Annotated in this window: 15 protein-coding genes; 7 read left to right on the forward strand and 8 right to left on the reverse strand. The window is 61.7% G+C overall.

Going from position 1 to position 19,606, the window contains the following annotated elements; genetic code table 11:
- Nucleotides 1-31: 31 nt before the first annotated feature.
- The 4 genes from H6B15_RS09880 to H6B15_RS09895 form a co-directional block, all read right to left on the reverse strand.
- Nucleotides 32-700, reverse strand: a complete 669-nt coding sequence (locus H6B15_RS09880) for a hypothetical protein (protein WP_204647825.1) — start codon at nucleotides 698-700, stop codon at nucleotides 32-34.
- Entirely contained in the window at nucleotides 697-2,721 is a 2,025-nt protein-coding gene (locus tag H6B15_RS09885) for a hypothetical protein (RefSeq protein WP_204647826.1), read from the reverse strand. Before H6B15_RS09885 ends, H6B15_RS09880 begins: the two co-directional genes overlap by 4 nt.
- Nucleotides 2,722-2,769: 48 nt before the next feature.
- A complete protein-coding gene (locus tag H6B15_RS09890) occupies nucleotides 2,770-4,434 on the reverse strand; it encodes a DUF2142 domain-containing protein (protein WP_204647827.1) in 1,665 nt (554 codons plus the stop codon).
- 111 nt (nucleotides 4,435-4,545) lie between these two features.
- A complete protein-coding gene (locus tag H6B15_RS09895) occupies nucleotides 4,546-5,529 on the reverse strand; it encodes an NAD-dependent 4,6-dehydratase LegB (protein WP_204647828.1) in 984 nt (327 codons plus the stop codon).
- Nucleotides 5,530-5,915: 386 nt separating this feature from the next.
- Between H6B15_RS09895 and H6B15_RS09900 the strand changes: the two genes are divergently transcribed.
- Nucleotides 5,916-7,322, forward strand: a complete 1,407-nt coding sequence (locus H6B15_RS09900) for a CNNM domain-containing protein (protein ID WP_204647829.1) — start codon at nucleotides 5,916-5,918, stop codon at nucleotides 7,320-7,322.
- Between the two features lie 167 nt (nucleotides 7,323-7,489).
- Here the strand turns inward: H6B15_RS09900 and H6B15_RS09905 are convergent, their stop codons facing one another.
- On the reverse strand, nucleotides 7,490-8,578 hold the full coding sequence (locus tag H6B15_RS09905) for a sugar kinase (RefSeq protein ID WP_204647830.1): 1,089 nt from the start codon (nucleotides 8,576-8,578) through the stop codon (nucleotides 7,490-7,492).
- Nucleotides 8,579-8,819: 241 nt separating this feature from the next.
- On the opposite strand from H6B15_RS09905, the gene H6B15_RS09910 reads away from it, so the two are divergent.
- From H6B15_RS09910 to hflX, 6 genes are read left to right on the forward strand one after another with little or no spacing between them, the layout of a single operon-like run.
- On the forward strand, nucleotides 8,820-10,310 hold the full coding sequence (locus tag H6B15_RS09910) for an MBOAT family O-acyltransferase (protein WP_204647831.1): 1,491 nt from the start codon (nucleotides 8,820-8,822) through the stop codon (nucleotides 10,308-10,310).
- 2 nt (nucleotides 10,311-10,312) lie between these two features.
- The gene (locus H6B15_RS09915) at nucleotides 10,313-11,287 is read left to right on the forward strand and encodes a hypothetical protein (RefSeq protein WP_204647832.1); all 975 of its coding nucleotides are present in this window, start codon (nucleotides 10,313-10,315) and stop codon (nucleotides 11,285-11,287) included.
- A 25-nt stretch (nucleotides 11,288-11,312) separates the two neighbouring features.
- Nucleotides 11,313-12,632 carry a surface carbohydrate biosynthesis protein gene (locus tag H6B15_RS09920; protein WP_204647833.1) on the forward strand — a complete coding sequence of 440 codons (1,320 nt, stop codon included), beginning with the start codon at nucleotides 11,313-11,315 and terminating at the stop codon, nucleotides 12,630-12,632.
- A 33-nt stretch (nucleotides 12,633-12,665) separates the two neighbouring features.
- Nucleotides 12,666-14,102 (forward strand): lipopolysaccharide biosynthesis protein, encoded by a 1,437-nt coding sequence (locus tag H6B15_RS09925; RefSeq protein ID WP_204647834.1) that lies wholly within the window; start codon nucleotides 12,666-12,668, stop codon nucleotides 14,100-14,102.
- Between the two features lie 13 nt (nucleotides 14,103-14,115).
- On the forward strand, nucleotides 14,116-14,706 hold the full coding sequence (locus H6B15_RS09930) for a GNAT family N-acetyltransferase (protein ID WP_204647835.1): 591 nt from the start codon (nucleotides 14,116-14,118) through the stop codon (nucleotides 14,704-14,706).
- A complete protein-coding gene (gene hflX, locus H6B15_RS09935) occupies nucleotides 14,707-16,026 on the forward strand; it encodes a GTPase HflX (RefSeq protein WP_204647836.1) in 1,320 nt (439 codons plus the stop codon).
- 80 nt (nucleotides 16,027-16,106) lie between these two features.
- On the opposite strand, the gene H6B15_RS09940 is transcribed toward hflX, so the two are convergent.
- The 3 genes from H6B15_RS09940 to H6B15_RS09950 all read right to left on the reverse strand — a co-directional run bounded on the left by H6B15_RS09940 (nucleotide 16,107) and on the right by H6B15_RS09950 (nucleotide 19,598).
- Nucleotides 16,107-17,021 carry an SPFH domain-containing protein gene (locus H6B15_RS09940; protein WP_204647837.1) on the reverse strand — a complete coding sequence of 305 codons (915 nt, stop codon included), beginning with the start codon at nucleotides 17,019-17,021 and terminating at the stop codon, nucleotides 16,107-16,109.
- A gap of 79 nt (nucleotides 17,022-17,100) precedes the next feature.
- Nucleotides 17,101-17,541, reverse strand: coding sequence for an NfeD family protein (locus H6B15_RS09945; protein WP_204647838.1), 441 nt, complete (start codon nucleotides 17,539-17,541; stop codon nucleotides 17,101-17,103).
- A 206-nt stretch (nucleotides 17,542-17,747) separates the two neighbouring features.
- Nucleotides 17,748-19,598, reverse strand: coding sequence for a glycoside hydrolase family 13 protein (locus tag H6B15_RS09950; protein ID WP_204647839.1), 1,851 nt, complete (start codon nucleotides 19,596-19,598; stop codon nucleotides 17,748-17,750).
- Between the last annotated feature and the right edge of the window lie 8 nt (nucleotides 19,599-19,606).

The raw sequence follows: 19,606 nt of genomic DNA on the forward strand, positions 1-19,606 counted from the left end.
TCCAGCGGGTCCGGCCGAAGGGTATTCAGATTTACACGCCGCGGAAGATCTGACGCAGCACAGAGAGAAAACCTGCCGCCACCGCCGGGGCAAACAGCAAAAGAATCCACTGTCCCCCGTCCGGCACAAAGCGCAGATACCAGGGGGTGGGCGGGTTCAGTTCCACCCCGGTGAGCAGGGTTGGCACGCCGCCCACGCTGTCGGGGTCGATGCGCAGTCCGGTGACGGTGACCCCGCCCAGGTCAAAGACATAACTGCCGTCGCTGTCCTGCCAGGCGTAGACTTTCTGGGTTTCCCGGTAATCGATCTGGCCTGGTTTGAGGTAGTACAGCGTCACACTGCCCGGGGGCAACAGCTGTTCCACCTGCAGGTGGACCTGCTCCAGGTAGATTTCCCCTTCCCACAGGATGTGGGGATCGTTGTCGGTGGAAAGATACCAGTTTTCCCGGTCATCGGGGGCGGTGCTCCAGGGGTCTTCCCGGTAGTTCAGGAAGCTCTCATAGGTCAGGTCCTGGGGCGTCAGAGTCATCTGACGCAAAGACCCGTCCATCTTGTGGTTGAGCATGAGGGCACTGTCCACCAGGGCATACACCAGCCACAGCATCACCGCCAGGGCGTAGCAAAGGCCCAGCAACCGCACGGGACGGAAAACCAGGTTCCAGCGGGAATGCCCGCCTTTATGGGAAGACACGCGTTTCATTGTACCACCCCGCTTTCCGCCACAGCCACCGGTACAAAGGAGTACGCGGCGTCACGGCCCATGAATTTGTACAGGGTGGCAGGCTGGTCGGCGGTGATGCCTCCCTCAAACCGGTCGCTGAAGTCCCGTTCCAGGTAATCATCCGCCCGGTCCAGCACCAGATAGGTGCAGCCCTTCTCCTCCATATAAGCTTCCAGCGAATTCACCGAGCAGACCGCCTCGTGCTCATACAGTTCCCAGTTCAGGCTTTCCACCAGGTTCATGAAATCCGAATCCCAGCGGTTGGAGTAATCGCCGTCGCCCCACCACACGCCGCCGTAGCCGTTGACCACCTTGGCGGTGAGTTCGTACTTGTAATAGTACCAGCGGGTGGCGTCATCCCCCTGGCTGATCACCAGCACCCGGTCACCCCAGTCCAGCACCTCGTTCATCACAGCGGCGCGGGATTTCACGTCCGCCCGGGTGGTGTACACGCTGTCCGCGCGGGTCCAGAACCCGGCGGTGGGCACACCCCGCCAGGCAAAGATCCCCAGCACCCCGGCCGCGGCCAGGGCCAGCATTCCGGCCCCCGCACGGCGCTGCCAGGCACGGACGGGAATGGCGCTGCTCGCCTGCCCCAGCAGGCAGAAGGTGGCCAGCACCCAGCCCTGCAGGTAGGGGGTGAGGTAGCGCTCGTAATCCTTGAGGGCGCTGCCTTCTTCTTCCGAGAAATTGTAGAAGTACAGAATCAGATGGAACACATACAGCGCCGCAAAGCAGAAAGCCAAAGCCAGGAAGGCCGCCACCACCCGGCGGCGGGCATGGCCCTTGGGGGCGCTGACGGCGGCCGCCAGGGTGAGCACCAGAACCAGGGCCACCACCATGACCGGAGCCCCGACAAGGCAGACCTTGCGGGTAAAGAATGCCTGGCCCATAGCCTGCATGATCTGGGCAAAGCGTTCTTCCCGCCCGATGCCCAGCAGCTGGCGGATACCGCCGGAAAGTACAGCGCCGTAGCCCATCTGGCCGCTGCCCACGGTGGCGGCGCCGGAATCGGGGGCCATGGCGGCGGTGTAGCGGCTCCAGCTGAGGAAAACCGCCAGCACCGGCACGGCCAATACGGCGGTGCGCAGAAAACGGCCGCCCACATGGCGGGGCGTGACGCCTTCCGCCGGCCAGGCCGTACCGAAAAGCTGGTCAATGCCGATGACAAAGACCGCGATGAGACCATAGGCCAGACCAATGTCCTTGGTCATGGCCAGCATAGCCAGTGGCAGGGCCGTGGCATAAAAGCAGGTGCGGCGCCCGCCACCGGCGTAGTACAGGCACAGGCTGCCGCCGAACAGAGCGGCCAGGGGCAGGTCGGCCATGGCGTTCTGGTAGACGGTACTGGCGGTGCCCGCCGGGGCCGTGCTGAAGAAGAAGGGCAGCACCGCCCCCACCGCAAACACCAGAATGCCTTGTCCCCAGCGGGCCCGGGGCAGCACGGTGGCGGGGGCCAGGGCGGCCAGGGCCAGAATGTCGATGGCGGCCATACACTGCCATTCGGAGAATTGCCCCGGCGTGCGCTGGAACAGGTAGGACAGCAGGCTGGTGGCCGGATAGGTGAAGGAAGCGGTCAGATTGACCGGGTCAGCCACATACAGGGCGGCCCGTTCCGCCACCATCTTGGGGGCCAGGCCCCAGGCGGTGAACTCGTCCCACTGGGTGAACATGGGCTGCAGGATGCCGAAGAGCACCCACAGGAAAGCGGCGCCCCCCAAGAACAGCCAGAATCCGGCGCTGCCCATGGCGTCCCGGACGGCCCGGGCACCGGCGCGCACACCGCAGTACACCCCCGTTGCCAGCAGAATGGCCAGCACCAGAAACAAGCCCACGTGCAGCATGCCCGGCAAAGCCGAGATGTACAGCACCACCACCGCACCGCTCAGGGTGGGCAGCGGCAGCAGGGCGGCATCATACCGGGTGCAGGCTGAAAAGCAGAGGCAGAACGCGCCCAGAAACGCCAGCACAAGCAGGCCGGTCAGAATGGGTATCAGCATAAGGCAGGTCCTTTCTTGACAAGGCCGCCGGAAACCGGCGGCCTTGCCTTACAGCTGAATGGTATAAAGTGGTCCCACAAAATAGTGCTGGAACAGCAGCACTGCCCCGAACAGGGCATGGGCGCCGAACAGCGGCACCGCCCATCTTTCGGCCCGGTCCGCCGGAACCGACGGTGCCAGCATCCGGCGCAGCACCGGGACGGCCAGCAAGGTGAAGATCAGGAATACCGGCAGGAAGTACCGGGCCTGCAACCCCACCACCCGCACCATAGCCACCGGGGTGTAGGTGATATACATGGCGGCGATGGCTCCCAGGGCATAGACGACGGCAAAGACACCCAGCCCGGCCCCGCGGCGGCGGTCCAGTGCGGCAGGCTGGGGGGCACACAGCAGGGCGGCAACCAGCAGGAACACCGGCCCCACCAGGTTCAGCGCCTGGATGGGCATGTCCTTCCAGCCAAAAACACCAAGCTGACCCAGGAAAAACTCGTTTTCGCACAAGGTGCCCCAGAAGGTGGCCACACTGCGCAGCGGGTTGGCCAACAGAAAGGCCAGCTGCTGCCCGCCGTTCACCGCTTCCCCGCCCTGCCGGGCAATGACGGGATAGTTGGCCCGCAGCACCCGGGCATAGGTTTCGGTGGCCATGATCACGGCCCAGGCTCCCGCCAGACCGCCCAGGCTCCACCACCAGCGGCGCCCCCGGGCCTGCCAGGTGCGCAGCGGCACCAGCAGAAGCAACACAACCCACAGCAGGTTCAGATAAGGCTTGGCCACATTCACATACAGGCAGGCCGCCAGGTAGAGAACTGCGGTTTTGGTGGTCCAGTTTTCCCGCAGCAGCAGGGCGATCATGAGATAGTAGCAGGCCAGCAGGGTGGCGTCGTAGCTGAGGGAAGCCCCCATGAACAGGGACAGAGGCAGCAGCATGACGCCCAGCAAGACCGGACGACAGCGCCGGGTCTGCCGCAGGGCCAGCCAGCAAAGGGCGGTGTAAGCCAGCAGATTGCCCAGTCGGCCGCCGTACAGGCATCCCAGGGCGCCCAGTCCCACCAGCCGGGCCAGGGCCATGCCCACAGCCCCGGGCAGGAAGGGCAGAATCAGAAAGCTCACCGGCTCGTGCACCGGTTCTTCGGCCGGGGTATCCCTGTGGGCAAAATAGTCGGCAAAGCTGTCGGCAATGCTCTGGATGGCGCCGTCACTGCCCACCTGTTTGAGGGCATAGCCAGCGGAATCGTAGGGCTTTTCCTCCCCGGTATCGGGGTCGGTTCCCACTCCCACCGAGGTGTGGGCGTTCACCCACCCGCCGGGGAAGGCACTGACCAACGCTGCCACATCATCGGGATAGGTGCGGTTGTAATCGAAATCGAACCGGCCCGTGGAGATGGCATAGGTGCGCAGGTAATGATCGGTCTCATCGGGGGTCTGCAGCGGCGGATTGGCAAAGCAGAACAGTATGCCGCAGAGCAGCAGACACACCGCCCCTTTGGCGGGCAGGGTGCGCAGGCGGCGCAGGACCGCCGCGGCCGCCACCACCCCCAGGCACAGGGCCACACAGCCCAGGGTGGGCACCAGCGGGGAGCCCCGGCTGTCCAGGTAAAAGAAGACCCGCCAGTAGTATGCCCACAGCACACCGACCACAACCGCCACAGCGGCGACCAGGCCCCAGCGCAGGGCAGGATGGGCCGGAATACGGAAGGGTTTGTTTTCCTTCATCAAACGGAAACTCCTATTACGACAGAATCAAAAACCGGGCCGGCGGAAGCGCTGCAGCAGGCCGGCATGGCCGCCGCGCCCCAGGCCCCGCCGGCCCCGGTATGCGGACAGTTACAGGATGTACTGTCCGATCTTATACGAATCCAGATGACCGCGCAGAAACTCGATGGTTTCGGCCAGGCCCTGCTCAAAGGTATACTTGGGCGCCCAGCCGGTGAGCTGGCGCAGCTGGGTGGAATCGCCCAGCAGCCGGTTGACCTCGCTCTTTTCGGGGCGCAGGCGCTCGGCCTCGCAGACGATCTTGGCATTGGGGTTGATCTGGGCAATGAGCTCGTGGGCCAGATCCCCGATGGAGTGCTCCACGCCGGTGGCAATGTTCAGTTCCCGGCCGATGGCGGCGTCACAGTCCGCAATGGCCATAAAGCCGGCGGCAGTATCCTTGACATAGTTGAAGTCCCGGGTGGGGGTCAGGTTGCCCAGACGGATTTCGGTCTGGCCTGCCAGCAGCTGGGTGATGATGGTGGGGATGATGGCCCGGCCGGACTGACGGGGGCCGTAGGTGTTGAAGGGACGCACAATGGACACCGGCAGGTTGAAGCTGCGGTAGAAGCTTTCAGCCAGGCGGTCGGCGCCGATCTTGGTGGCAGAATAGGGGCTCTGGCCCTGGAAGGGATGCTTTTCATCAATGGGCACATACTGGGCGGTGCCGTAGACCTCGCTGGTGGAGGTGACCATGACACGGGCGGTGTCCAGCTCCCGGGCGGCGTTGAGCACGTTCAGGGTGCCTTTGATGTTGGTGTCCACATAGCTGTCCGGGCTGTGGTAGGAGAAGGGAATGGCGATGAGGGCGGCCAGGTGGAACACCCGTTCCTGCCCGCGCATGGCGGTGCGCACACCGTTGGGGTCCCGGATGTCCCCCATGAAGATATCCATCTCGTTTTTGATCTCCGGCGGCAGGGTGTCGATCCAGCCCAGGCTGCCGAAAGAGTTGTACAGGCAGAAGGCACGGACCTTTTCGCCCTTCTTGACCAGTTCTTCGGCCAGGTGGCTGCCGATAAAACCGTCGGCGCCGGTAACCAGAACAGTATGAGACATAAAACAGTTCTCCTTTGTAAAAGAGGCGCGGGCGGCAGGCGCCCGGCACAGGTATTCCAATATATTACAAATTAGTATACCCGATTGGGCGCTCAATTTCAACCTTGGGGACGCATTTTGCCCCTTGCTTGACACTGTGCTCCTTTTGCAGTATAGTAATAGATGTTCTATTCAGATGCGCCGCGGGGCGTTCGCCGCTCCGCCATGCAGAAAGGAAATTCGAGTTTTATGAACGCCGACGGTGACAGTAACCCGCGACGAAAGGTGAATCAGCGAGAATAACAAAGGCAAAGCCTGTGCCCTCTGCGGCATTGGGCTCTGCCTTTTTTTGCTGCGTCATCCCCTGTCGCACCTATGTTTCAACCATTTGAAGGAGTGTTTTTTTCGTGGAAAATCTTCCCGCCCAAATTCTGCTGCAGGTGGTTTTCATCCTGCTCAACGCGTTCTTTGCCGGGTCCGAGATCGCGTTTCTTTCCCTGTCCCCCATCAAGCTTTCCAAACAGGCCGAGGACGGTGACAAGACCGCCGCTGCCCTGTTGAAAGCGGTGGAAAATCCCAACAGCTTTCTTTCGGGCATCCAGGTGGCCATCACCCTGTCCGGCTTCCTGTCCGCCGCCTTCGGTACCGAAAACTTCTCCGGTTATCTGGACCGGTTCCTGCTGGAGACGCTGGCCCTGCCTTTGCCCGCCGGGGTGGCTTCGGTGATTTCCACCGTGGTGGTTACCATCATCATTTCCTTCTTTTCCATCGCCTTCGGCGAGATGGTCCCCAAGCGGGTGGCCATGCAGAAGCCCATGATGTTTGCCGTGCCCGCCATCAAGGTCCTGCGGGTGGTCAGCGTGGTTTTTGCTCCCATGACTGCCCTGCTGGACCTGTGCACCAACGGGTCGCTGCGGCTGCTGGGCATGAAGACCGAAGCCGAGGACGGTGTGGCCAGCGAGGAAGACCTGCGCCTGATGGTGGAGTCCAGCGGCGAGCAGGGCACCATCGACCAGGACGAGCAGGAATGGATCGAGAACGTGTTCGACTTCGGGGACACCACCGCCAGCAATGCCATGACCCCCGAGCCCGACGTGACCGCCTTCTCCCTGGAAGACAGCGACCAGGAGATCATGGAGACCATCCGCCGCACCGGCCTGAGCCGGTATCCCGTGTACGAAGAGGACATCAACGACATCTGCGGCATCCTGAACGCCCGGGACTTTCTGCTCAACCTGCAGGAGGAATCTCCCCGCCCGCTGAAGGAGCTGCTGCGTCCCGCCTATTTTGTGCCGGAAAGCGTCCACGCCGACCAGCTGTTCAAGGACATGCAGTCCCAGAAGCAGCATCTGGCCGTGGTGGTGGATGAGTACGGCGGCACCGCCGGCATCATCACCATCGAAGACCTGCTGGAAGAGATTGTGGGCGATATCTTTGACGAGTTTGACCCCGCCGAGCCCCAGGACCTGACCCAGGTGGGCGACGGTGTCTGGCGGGTGGCCGGCTCCATGCGGGTGGAAGATTTTGCGGAGGAAGTGGACTTCGACCTGCCGGAGGACCGGGATTATGACACGGTGGCCGGCATGATCCTGAGCTGCCTGCCCAGCATTCCCGAAGATGGCGCCACCCCCACCGTCCAGGTGTGCGGGCTGCAGTTTGATGTGCAGACCATTGAGGACCGGAAGATCCTGTGGGCCATTGTGCGCAAGGTGACGCCGGAACCCACCCCCGAGGAGGAGGACGCCCGCCGCAAACGCCGCAAGCGCGACCGCAGCGAGGAAGAAGACAAGAGCGAACACACCGAAAAAGAGTGACAAGAGAAACCGGGAGGCCTGCGGGTCTCCCGGTTTTTGTGTGCGGCCACGTTTTTTCCCGGTAGAGGGTGTGAATATTCCACCGGACCCTGTTTTTTGGTGGAAAAAGGCCCCGCGCCCTGCCGGCAAAACCGGTCATGGCGCGGGGCCGCAGCGCCGGGATGCTCTCAGCGCTTGATGTCGTAGTTCATGTTCATCAGGTTGCGGATGCTCTTGGCATCGTCGGTGATGTTGGCGTCGCCGTGGATGGTGTGCTTGATGGCGCTGGATGCCACCGCAAAGTTGATCATGTCCATGGGGCGGTACTGGTGCATCATGGCGTAGATCAGACCGCTGGCAAAGGCATCGCCGCCGCCCACACGGTCCAGAATGTTGAAGGTGAAGAGTTTGCTCTCGAAGGTATGGCCTTCGTACCACATGAAGGCTTTCAGGCTGTTTTCGGAGCCGGAATGGGCATAGCGCACATGGCGGGCCAGGCACTTGATGTTGGGATAGCGATCAATGAAATGCTGGAATACCTCGTCCTGCTGCTCATAGCTGGGCTGCAGGGGCACACCGTCCTTCCAGTCGCCCTTGGAGTGGTCCTCCTCATCCTTCCACAGATGATAGGGCTCAATGCCGAAGAGCACATCCACATACGGCAGGCACTTGGTGCAGAAGTCCCGGGCTTCTTCCCAGGTCCACAGGCTGCTGCGGAAGTTGCCGTCAAAGCTGACGGTCAGCCCCTTCTTCTTGGCGGCTTCCAGGCAGCGCAGCACAAAGTAGGCACAGTTGTCGCACAGAGCCGGAGTGATGCCGGACAGGTGCAGCCAGTCGTAGCCTTCCAGCAGTTCATCCACATCCACCTTGGTCAGGTCATATTCGGTAAAAGCGCTGTGTTTGCGGTCATAAGTAACCTTGCTGGGGCGGATGCCGTACCCGGTTTCCAGATAATAGGTTCCCAGGCGATGGGTGGGGGTTTCTTCCGGGGTGGAAAGAATCATGGGGGTGCAGTGGACGTCGTTGGAACGCAGCCAGCGCACCGCACTCTTGCCCAGGGAGTTGTTGGGCACCACACTGAAGAAGGTGCTGTCCACCCCCAGATTGGCCAGAGCCAGGGCAATATTGGCTTCGCTGCCGCCGTAGCTGGCTTCGAAGCTGGTGGCCATGCGGATTTTTTCGTAGTTGGGCGGGGTCAGCCGGAGCATGACCTCGCCGATGGTGATAAACTTGGCCGGGCTTTCGTTATCCACCAACAGCGGATTATAATTTTCCATAGCGTCCCTCTTTTCCGCCGGTACGGCTGGGCACCGGCTCTTGTTTGTTCGTCTCTTTCATTGTATTCGATTTTATCGGAGATTTCAACGGAAAATTGCGGCTGTTTTCGTAAAAACCGTGCAATATGACCCTGTTTCGCCAAATTGTCCGCCGGGCGGTTTTTCCTTTACACAGAGCGAAAAAAAAGGTATAATGTTTTGATAGTATGTCACTAATTCAGTGGGAAAGGAGCCCCCTTACATGGGCTTGCAAACCATCCAGTATATGTTCTTCCTGGCCGTGGTGGCCGGGGTCTACCTGCACCTTCCCCGCCGTGCCCAGCCGGTGTTGCTGCTGGCGGCTTCCTGGGTGTTCTACGCCCTGACCGCCGGGGGATATCTGGCTGTCACCCTGTGCATCGGCGCCTTCACCTATCTGTGCGGGCTGGGCATTGCCCGCAAGGACGGCGCCCACAAACAGGCCTTTGTCCGTCTGGGCGTCATCGGCAGTGTAGCCATCCTGGCTTTCTTCAAATACTTCGGCTTTCTCAACGCGGTGCTGCCCGCGCCCTTCCAAATCATCATGCCCCTGGGCATCAGCTTCTACACCTTCGCCGCCATTTCCTACCTCATCGATGCGGGGCGGGGCGACTGCGAGGTGGAATGCAGTCCGCTGTACTATCTGCTGTTTCTCACCTTTTTCGGCACCGTGACCCAGGGTCCCATCCCCCGGGCCGGGGCTCTGATCCCCCAGCTGCGGGCCGAGCACCGCTTTGACGCCCAGCGCACCGTGCGGGCTTTGCGGCTGTACGCCCTGGGCCTGTTCAAGATGGTGGCGGTGTCCGACGTGCTGGGCATGGTGGTGGACGAGGTTTTCGGCTCCTGGCAGAACTACGGCGGCGGAATGCTGATTCTGGCGGCGGTGTTCTACACCTTCCAGCTGTACTTCAACTTCAGCGGCTATTCCGAGCTGGCCCGGGCCACCGGCCTGGTCCTGGGCCTGGAACTGGCCGAAAACTTCAAGACACCCTTTTTCGCCACCAACTTTTCGGGATTCTGGAGCCGCTGGCACATCAGCTTTTCCTCCTGGCTGCAGGATTATCTGTTCATGCCTCTGGCCTGGGCCGACACCGAGCGCCTGACCGGCGGACGTCTGCGCCGGTTGCCTCCGGAAGTCTGCGTCTTCATCGTCTTCTTCGTGTCCGGTTTCTGGCACGGCAACACCCTGCCCTTTGTGGTGTGGGGTCTGCTGCAGGCACTGTACCGGGTGGGGGAAGAACTTTTGCACCGCCGCCTGGGCAAGCCCAAAAAGAAGGCTCCCGCCCAGGTGCTGTGGGGCAAACGGGCAGGCGTGTTTGTGCTGTGGACCCTGAGCATGGTCTTTTTCCGCATGGGGTCCGGCAACGGCACCGTAGGCGCCTGTTTCGGGTATCTGGCCGGCATGGTGCGGGGGCTTTCCCCCGTCCGGTTTGCCGGTGATGTCTACACCGCCGCGTACAACGGATTCTATGCCAACACCATGATGGTGGGAGCCTACTACGCCTTTGCGGCGGTGGTGCTGGCCCTGGCCCTCTTCCTCGACTACCGCCGCTGCTTCGGGTTCAAGAACAAGGGGTCCGAAGTGATGGTGGCGGCCATCCCCGGCGTTCGGCGCCAGGCGCTGTATCTGGTGCTGGTGACCCTGATTCTCATCGGCTACATCCTGCAGAACGGCGGGTTTGCGGCCGGTCTGGGCATGTATGCGGGGTACTGATCATGACAAACAGAAAGGCGGGTGCCCACGGCATGCTGCATATCCTCAAACGCCTTGCCCTGCTGCTGATTCCGGTATATCTGTGGCTGGCGTTCTTTGTGGCGTTTGAACCCAACAACTATTTCGGCCTGAAAGAAGACACCGATTCTTCCCAGCCGGTGGCCCGGGTGCGGGCCTACCAGCAGGCCCCCGGCGACCGGCTCATCATTGGAGACAGCCGCCTGGCCCACTTTGACATGGACCTGGTCCGCGAAGTGTCCGGCCAGGAATGGCAGAACCTGGCTTTCGGCGGCGCCAGCCTGCGGGAAAGCCTGGACCTGGCGGACTTTGTGCTGGATTCCGGCAACGGGGTGGATGCCATCCTGTTTGAGCTTTCCTTTTACACCGTCAACGCCAACTATGACACCGACCGCTTCTCCACGCTGGAGGAGACGCTGCGCAATCCCCTGGCCTACTGCCTGAATCTGGAATACAACGTCAACGCCCTGACCATGTTCATGAACATGGTGAACAACACCCCGGACAGCATCGAGTCCGGCGACTGGGGGCCGGCGGATTATTTCGACGCCGACGGCAACCCCATTCCGGTACACCGCAAGCTGTACGAGTATCCCGGGCTGATCGACGAGAAGTGCCGCAGCTGGTCGGTGAACGAGGAAGAGCTGGTGCGCCTGGGTGAGCTGGCCCGGCGCTGCAGCGAAGAAGGCGTGGAGCTGACCATCGTGCTGCCCCCCATGGCGGACCTGGTGCGCACCGAAGTGTGCGTGCCCTACCGTATCGACGAGAGGATGCAGCAGGAAGTCCTGCCGCTGCTGGCGGACTGGAGCGAGGAGTACGGCTGCACCGTGCTGGATTACGAGTGGGGCGGCAGCTGCATCACCGACGACGACACCCAGTTCTTTGATGGATTTCACCTGGACGAGAAATACGGTCTGCCGGACTGGACCCGGCAGCTGTTCACCGAGATGGGCGCCTGAGCGGCCCCGGTAAGGAAGCATAAATATGGCCTTGGATTTTTTGATTTTATATGAGCACACCGTGCGGGAATACGAAAGCGACCTGCTGCTGAAGCTGGAGCTGGAACGCCGCGGGTATTCTGTGGAGATCCGCCAGCTGCTGGACCCCAAACACCTGCGCCTGTTCGGGCGGGACAAGCCCGAAGTGCTGGTGGCCAGCTGCATGTATGACAACGAAGCCATCAACAGCCATGTGTACAACAACATCGGCCGGTGCAACAAGATCGTGAACCTGCACTGGGAGCAGATGCTCTCCGACACCCAGGAGGAGGGCGACTGGTTCAATATGAACGGCAACGCCAAGCGCTGTGTGCAGACCTGCTGGGGCAAGCGCACCGCCGCCCGGCTGCAGGCCCACGGCATGGAGGCCAAGAACACCCCCGTGACCGGCGCCGTGATGATGGATTTTCTGCGCCCGGAATTCAAAGGCTACTTCAAGGACAAAACCGCTCTGTGCCGGGAATTCGGCCTGGATGAGCACAAGCACCTGCATCTGTATATTTCCAGTTTCGGTTACGCCAGCATGTCCGACGCCGAGGTGGCCGAACTTTCCAAGATGGCGGGCACCGATTTCACCGGCTTTGCCCGCACCAACCGGCTTTCCATGGCCGAAACCCTGGACTGGTTTGACCGGTATCTGGCCGAGCACCCGGAGGTGGAACTGGTTTACCGCCGCCATCCCAGCGAATGGAACAGCCCCGCCCTGGACGCGCTGGCCAAAAAGCGCCCCAACTTTCATGTGATCTTTGCGGACAGCGTAAAGCAGTGGATTGTGGCGGCGGATTCCATCTCCATCTGGATGAGCACCTCCATTGCGGAGGTATACATGGCAGGCAAGAGCTGCCACATCCTGCGTCCCACCCCCATCGAGCACGAGTACGACCCGGTGATCTACAAGGGCGCCCGGTATGTGACCGATTACGACGGCTTTGTGGCCGCCATGGCGGAGGAGAATCCCCCCTTCCCCATTCCGCGGGAAGTGATCGAAGGATACTTTGACCCCAGCCAGCGCCCGGCCTATCTGCGCATGGCCGACCTGCTGGAGAATGTGTACAAGAACCCGCCCCGGGATACCCCCATGGGCGAAGGTTTCAAGCCCCACTTCAATCTGCTGAAATTCGTGGCCCTGTGGGGGGTACATCTGTTGTACCGCCACGGGTGGGAGCCCAAAAAGGTCTTTGCCTTCTGCCCGCCTCTGGCCAACTTCGCCCAGCGCATCTACGGTTATGTGGACAAGGCCCACGTCACCCCTGAACAGGTCGAGGCCATGACCGCGCGCATCCGCCCCTACGTGACCGCCCGCTGACCCGTCCCCACCCTTGCACCAAAGGAGCATACCATGCCCGACACACCCAAAAAGCAGGAATCCTTTCTCGGCAGCCTGATGAAATATTCGGTGGCCACCTATCTGGGCTTTCTGATCAGCGGCGCCGCCCTGGTGGTCAAGGGCGTTCTGCCCCCCGACCGCTACGCCGTGCCCGCCTCCTTCATGGCCTACACCACCTCGCTGATGAACGTGGGCATGCTGGGGTTGGACCAGGGACTGCTGCGCTTTTTCCGGGAACCGCCGGAAGGCGCCACCGGCCGGGGCATGTTTGCCGCCAGCACCCGCCTTTCTCTGCTGGTCATGGCGGTGGTGGGGCTGGTGGGCTCCGCTTTCTTTGCCGAACCCCTGTCCGCCGCCTTCGGCCTGGGCCAGAACGGGGCCATCCTGGTGCCGTTTTTGTTCCTGAACGCCGCGCTGTACATGCTGGTGCGGTATCTGAACGTGCTGCTGCGGCTGGAAAACAACGTCCGGGCCTACACCGCCGAAACCCTGTGGATGCAGGCCTGTCTGAACCTGCTGTATCTGCTGCCGGGATTTTTCACCAGCAAAACCTGGGTGTTCATTGCGGCGGCTGTGGCCAGCTTCGGCTGCGTGGCCATCGCCTTCTGGTTCAAGGCCAAGGCCCCCATCCGGGCGGGCAAGGTTCCTTACAAGGCGGTGTATCGCCAGATGGTCCCCTACAGCATTGCCCTGGCCCCCGCCGCCGTGCTCACCCCGCTGTTTCAGTCCGTCTGTCTGTCCTTCCTGGCCAGCAACACCTTCTCCCAGGGGTTGTTTGCCTTTGCCTACCAGCTGTCCATGCTGGTGACCACCGTACAGGCCGGTTTTTCCACCTACTGGGGCCCTTACGTGTTTGCCCATTACCGGGACGAGCAGGCCCGCATCGGACGGATTCACGACCTTCTGAACTTCCTGATTTTCGGATTTTTCTGCCTGCTGGTCATGTTTGAGGACATCATCTTCCTCATCTTCCCCAGCAAGGAACCCTGCATGCGGTTCTTCCCGCTGATGATGCTGGCCGCGGTGTTCCTGATCCTGATGGAAGGCACCGTCTACGGCAACGCTATCGCCCGCCGCCCCCACCACGACACCATCGGTGTGGCGGTGGGTGTGGGCATCGAGCTGGTGCTGTGCATCTGGCTGGTGCCCCATTACTCGGTGACCGGGGCCGCAGCGGCGCTGGTGGCCGGCAATGCGGTGATGTTTTTGTACCGCACCGTTACCGGGCAGTACTACTACCGTACCATCCCCAGCTACCCCCGCACCATCTCCGGATTTCTGCTGGCTTTGGCCGCCGGCGCCGTCGGGGTTGTATTTTACCAGCATTTTGTGGTAAAGTTTGTGCTGGTGGGAGCGATTCTCTTTATCTACTGCACCCTGTACCGTCCCCAGCTGCAAAAGCTGTGGCAGCTGGGAATGGGCCTGCTGCGCAAGCTGGCCCGCCGCTGAGGAGGTGGCCCTGATGGAACACCTGGGCACCGTGCCCCTGTCCACGCCGCGGCTGAACCTGCGGCGACTGACCTTTGATGATTGCCGCACCATGTTCGACAACTGGGCCGGAGACCCGCTGGTGACCCGGTATCTGCGCTGGGACGCCCACCGGGACTGGACCGTCACCGCCGAGTATCTGTACGAGGTGGAAAAGCATTATTGCGACCCCACCTTTTACAACTGGGGCATTTGCCTCAAGGACGGCACCCTCATCGGCACCATCGGTGTGGTGCCGGCGGAGCGGATTGCCGCCGAAGGCTGGCAGACCCTGCCCGCCGATCTGTGCACCACCGATATCTGGGAGCCCGGGTACGCCCTGGGCCGCACTTGGTGGGGGCATGGATATGCCACCGAAGCCATGGCGGCGGTGCTGGATTTCTGGTTTGCCCGGGTGGGTGGACCCTGGCTTTCCATCTGCCACGCCATCGAAAATCCCGCCAGCGGCCGGGTGATTGAAAAATCCGGCTTTACCTATGACCACGACGCGGTATACCACAAGTATGACGGCACACCCGTGCCCTGCCGCGCGTATTATAAAAACAACCCAAACAAGGAGATGTAAATGGACGACTTTACTCTGGATTTCACATCCGACCCTCTGAGTACCCTGGACGATCTGGACCCCTTCCCTTCCGACCCGGAAGAGGAACACCACGCCATTCCGGTGGTTCTGCTGGCCCTGGACCAAGGAAAGTTTGATGCCCAGCGCAGCCTGGATGAACTGGCGGCCCTGGCCGAAGCCAATGGCATGGAAGCCGTGGCCACCGTTACCCAGAAGCGCTCCACCCCGGAGGCCGCTACCATGCTGGGCGAAGGCAAGGTGGCCGAAGCCCGGCTGGTGTGCATGAACACCCGGGCCGAAGCGGCCATCTTTGACGGCGAGCTTTCGGGCAGCCAGATCCGCAACCTGTCCGCCGCTTTGCAGGTGGAGGTGCTGGACCGCACCATGCTGATTCTGGAAATCTTCAAATCCCGGGCTTCCACCAACGAAGGCAAGCTGCAGACCGAACTGGCCATGCTGCGCTATCAGCTGCCCCGCCTGCAGGGGCTGGGCGAAGCGCTGAGCCGCCAGGGCGGCGGCGGTGGCGGTGGCGGCGGTGCCCGCCGCGGCGCCGGCGAGACCAAGCTGGAACTGGACCGGCGGCACCTGCACCATCGCATCGAGCACCTGGAAGGACGGCTGAAGGAGCTGGAGAAGCGCCGGGGCGAAACCCGCCGTGCCCGTCAGAAGAACAATGTGCCGGTGGTGGCCCTGGTGGGCTACACCAACGTGGGGAAATCCAGCCTGATGAACGCCCTGTGCGGGGCGGAAATCTTTGAGGCTGACATGCTGTTTGCCACCCTGGACCCCACCGCCCGGCGCCTGACCCTGCCCAGCGGTCTGACCGTGGTGCTGGTGGACACCGTCGGCTTTGTGAGCCGCCTGCCCCACCATCTGGTGGATGCTTTCAAGAGCACCCTGGAGGAAGCCGCCTACGCCGATGTGATTCTGAAGGTGGCAGATGCCAGCGACAACGAGGCCGCGGCCCAGCTGGCCGTGACCGATGAGGTATTGGAATCCCTGGGGTGTTCGGACATTCCCCAGATCGTGGTGTACAACAAGTGCGACAAGCCCGGCGCCGTCTCCTTTGACCCGGCGGTGCTGCTGACCAGCGCCAAGACCGGCCGTGGTCTGGATGAACTGCTCAAGCGTCTGGATGAGACCCTGTCCCATCGGGTGCGCACCATCGAGGTGCTGCTGCCCTACGACAAGCTGTCCTTGGCGGATATCCTGCGCAGCCGCGGCAGCGTGGCCGAGGAGGAATACCGCGCCGACGGCGTGTACTACAAGGGTACCGTGAAGATTGACGATCTGCACCGGTTTGAAGAGTATATGCTCTGATTATCTTATATAAACGGCGGGCCCGCCGTACCGTGATGGTACGACGGGCCCGTTTTTTTGTATTTTGTATAAAATTGGGGTTACTTGCCGGCGGCACCGCTGGTGTCCCCCGCCACCGCCTTGATGGCGGAAACGGTGGCAGCCATGTCCTGCATGTTGCTGGGCACAATGATCTTGGTGGCCTTGCCGTCCGCCACCCGCTCCATGGCTTCCATGCTGCGCAGGGCCAGCATGTTCTCGGAGGGGGCGGCTTCGTTGATCAGGCGGATGGAGTCGGCCTTGGCCTTCTGCACCAGCAGCAGGGCCTGGGCCTGGCCTTCGGCCTCCCGGATCTTCTGTTCCTTGACGGCCTCGGCCCGCAGAATGGCACTTTCCTTCTCGCCTTCGGCGCGGGTGATGGCGGCCTGCTTCTCGCCTTCGGCCAGCAGAATGCTGGCGCGCTTTTCCCGGTCGGCCTTCATCTGCTTTTCCATGGCGGTGCGGATTTCCTGCGGCGGCTCGATGTTTTTCAGCTCAATGCGGTTGACCTTGATGCCCCAGCGATCGGTGGCTTCGTCCAGGGTGGCGGTGATCTTGGTGTTGATCAGGTCACGGCTGGTCAGGGTTTCATCCAGGGACATGGAACCGATGATATCACGCAGGGTGGTGGCGGACAGGTTTTCGATGGCGGCGATGGGCCGGGTCACGCCGTAGGCGTAGGCCTTGGCGTCAAACACCTGGAAGAAGACCACCGTGTCGATCATCATGGTGACATTATCCCGGGTAATGACCGGCTGCGGGGGAAAGTCGGCCACCTCTTCCTTGAGAGAAACCCGGCGGGCGATGCGCTCGATGAAAGGCACCTTGATGTGCAGGCCGGCGTCCCAGGTTTCTTTATAGACGCCCAGCGATTCGATGACGTAAGAGTTGGATTGCGGAACAATGACGATGCAGCGCACAATCACCACCAGTGCAACCACCAGCAGGATGGCGACGAGAATGACTCCCCAGGGCATGAGATTACCTCCTTCTACTTTGAAAAAATGCTATTTTTCGCCAAAGCGGCGCCAAAACAGGGGCGCGCCGCCGGCATGCTTATACGGTTTCTTCCACAGGCGCGGCGCACACCGTCAGGATGGCGCCGTCGGCGGCGGTCACCAGGCAGCGGGTGCCCTGGGGCAGAGCTTCCTCCGCCCGGGCCTGCCAGTCCAGGCCGTCCACCCGCACCCGGCCGATCTCTCCGGGCAGAATGGCCTGCAGCACCACACCCCGCTTGCCCACGCTGAGGGCCGAACCGTTGGTGACCGGGGCTTTTTTGTTGCGGCGGCGGGCCGCCAGGGTGGGAACCATGATGGCCAGGGTCACGGCGGACACCACCGCAAACACCAGGAACTGAACGGGCAGCGAATTGGTGAACAGACTGACGATCAAAGCCACGGCCGCCCCCACCGCAAACCAGATGGAAATCAAGGCGGTTGTGGCGGCTTCGGCAGCCACAAAGACGATGACGGCGATGAGCCATATAATGCTATCCATAGCTTCGAATCCCTCCTTCTGCTATCTGGCATAATCTTAACAGCCGGGGATTGTAAAGTCAATATACCCCCTTGTAAAATTGTGAAAGCTTTGCCGGGCGGTTCCTGTCGCTGCGCAAAAAATGCCTTGCCCTTCCCAGAATATGGCACTGCCTGGCCCCGGATGCAAAAAAACGACCGCTGCCCCAATGGACAGCGGTCGTTTTCTCAGTAGATTTTGAAGTAGCCCACATTCCGGGGATGGTTGTCCTCCACCAGAATGGTGAACCCGCCGGGATTGACCTCGGCGGATTTGCCGAAGGCCTGGGTGCACAGCAGGTGCGGGCCGCGGTTCAGGATGACTTCGGCGGTCTGGGTTTTGCCCACGCGGCGGAAGTGCAGCACATCCTCCGCTGCCTCCACCAGCTCGATGCTGCCGCCGTCGAACGCGTCGCAGCTGCGGCGCAGGTTGGCCAGGTTGGCCAGCGGGCCGCGCAGACGCTTTTCGGTGCTGTTCCAGTCGTAGAACGCCCGGTTGAAGGGATCGCGGTACCCCTGCATGGCAATCTCGTCCCCGTAATAGACGCACGGCACACCGGGCAGGGTGTAGATCAGGGCGTAGGCCAGCAGCAGACGGCGGATGGCGTCCTCCATCCGGGCAGCCGGGATACGCCGGCCGCTCTGCCAGAAGCGGTCCCGCCCGTTGGCGGGCTCGTCCGCAATGGCGGTGATGGCCCGCTCGGTATCATGGGTGGACAGGAAGTTCATGGCACAGTCCAGCGCCGGTTTGGGGTAGTTTTCGCAGATGGAAAGGATGCGGTCGGCAATCTCCTCCGCCTTGGCGCCACAGACAAAATCAATGGCGGCGTTGCGGAAGGGATAGTTCATGGTGGTGTCCAGGCCGTGGCCACGCAGGTAGGTGCGGCGGTGACCGAAGCCTTCCTTGGTGGTGGCGTCCTCCCACACTTCCCCGATGAGGAGTTTGTCCTCGCCATGGGATTTGACGGCAGCACGAATCTTTTCTATGAAATCATCGGGCAGTTCGTCGGCCACGTCCAGCCGGAAGCCGGAAGCCCCCAAATTGAGCCAGGTATCGATGACACCGCCCTTGCCGCAGACGAACTCGGTGTAGGAGGGGGAATCCTCCTGCACTTCGGGCAGGGTTTCGAAGCCCCACCAGCTGCGGTAGCCGCACTTGTAGCCGGAGTCGAAATCGTACCAGCCGCGGTAGGGCGAGTGGCGGTCACGATAGGCACCGCCGGGGCCGTAGCGGCCTTCCCGGTTGAAATAGCGGGAATCCGAACCGGTGTGGCTGAACACGCCGTCCAGAATGATGCGGATGCCGTACCGCTTGGCCTCGGTGCACAGATCGGCAAACTGCCGGTTGGTACCCAGCAGCGGATCGGCTTTCAGATAGTCGGCGGTGTTGTACCGGTGGTTGGAATGGGCCTCAAAGATGGGATTGAGGTAGATGCAGCTGATGCCCAGCCTTTGCAGGTAGGGCAGTTTCTGCTGGATGCCCACAAAGTCGCCGCCGTAATAGTCCATATTCAGGTAGCCTTCGGGCTGTTCGGTGGGCCAGAAATAAGGTTCGCCGGTCTTGTCCGGGCGGTAGATGCGGTCGGCAAAGGGCATGGGCTTGTTGGGCACGCCCTCGCAGAAGCGGTCGGGGAAAATCTGGTACATGGTGCCGTTCTTGATCCAGTCCGGTGTTTTGAAGTCCGGTTCATAGACGGTCAGCTGCCAGCAATCCCCTTCCACCCAGGTCAGTTCGCCCTCGGCATTGGCGCCGCGGCAGATTTTGCGGAAGTCGGTATACAGATCAAAATAATAGAAATACAGGCCCGACGTGGTGGGCTTCACCGTGACCGAGAAATGGTTGGAGCCCTGGTCCTGCCCGTCAAAGTCCATGCGGTAGTGCACAGGGTCTTCCCGGTCTTTGGTCAGCACCAGATGGGGGTCCACATAGCCGTAGTCCTGGGGCACATCCAGGTGCAGGGTGACCGCCGTGCCCGCCGGCACGGCCCCGAAGGGGGTCTTGAATTGGGGCAGGCGGCTGTTGAAAAAGGTATGCGACATAGATTGAT

Source organism: Gemmiger formicilis (genome assembly GCF_016900095.1).
GTDB classification, from domain to species: domain Bacteria; phylum Bacillota; class Clostridia; order Oscillospirales; family Ruminococcaceae; genus Gemmiger; species Gemmiger formicilis_A.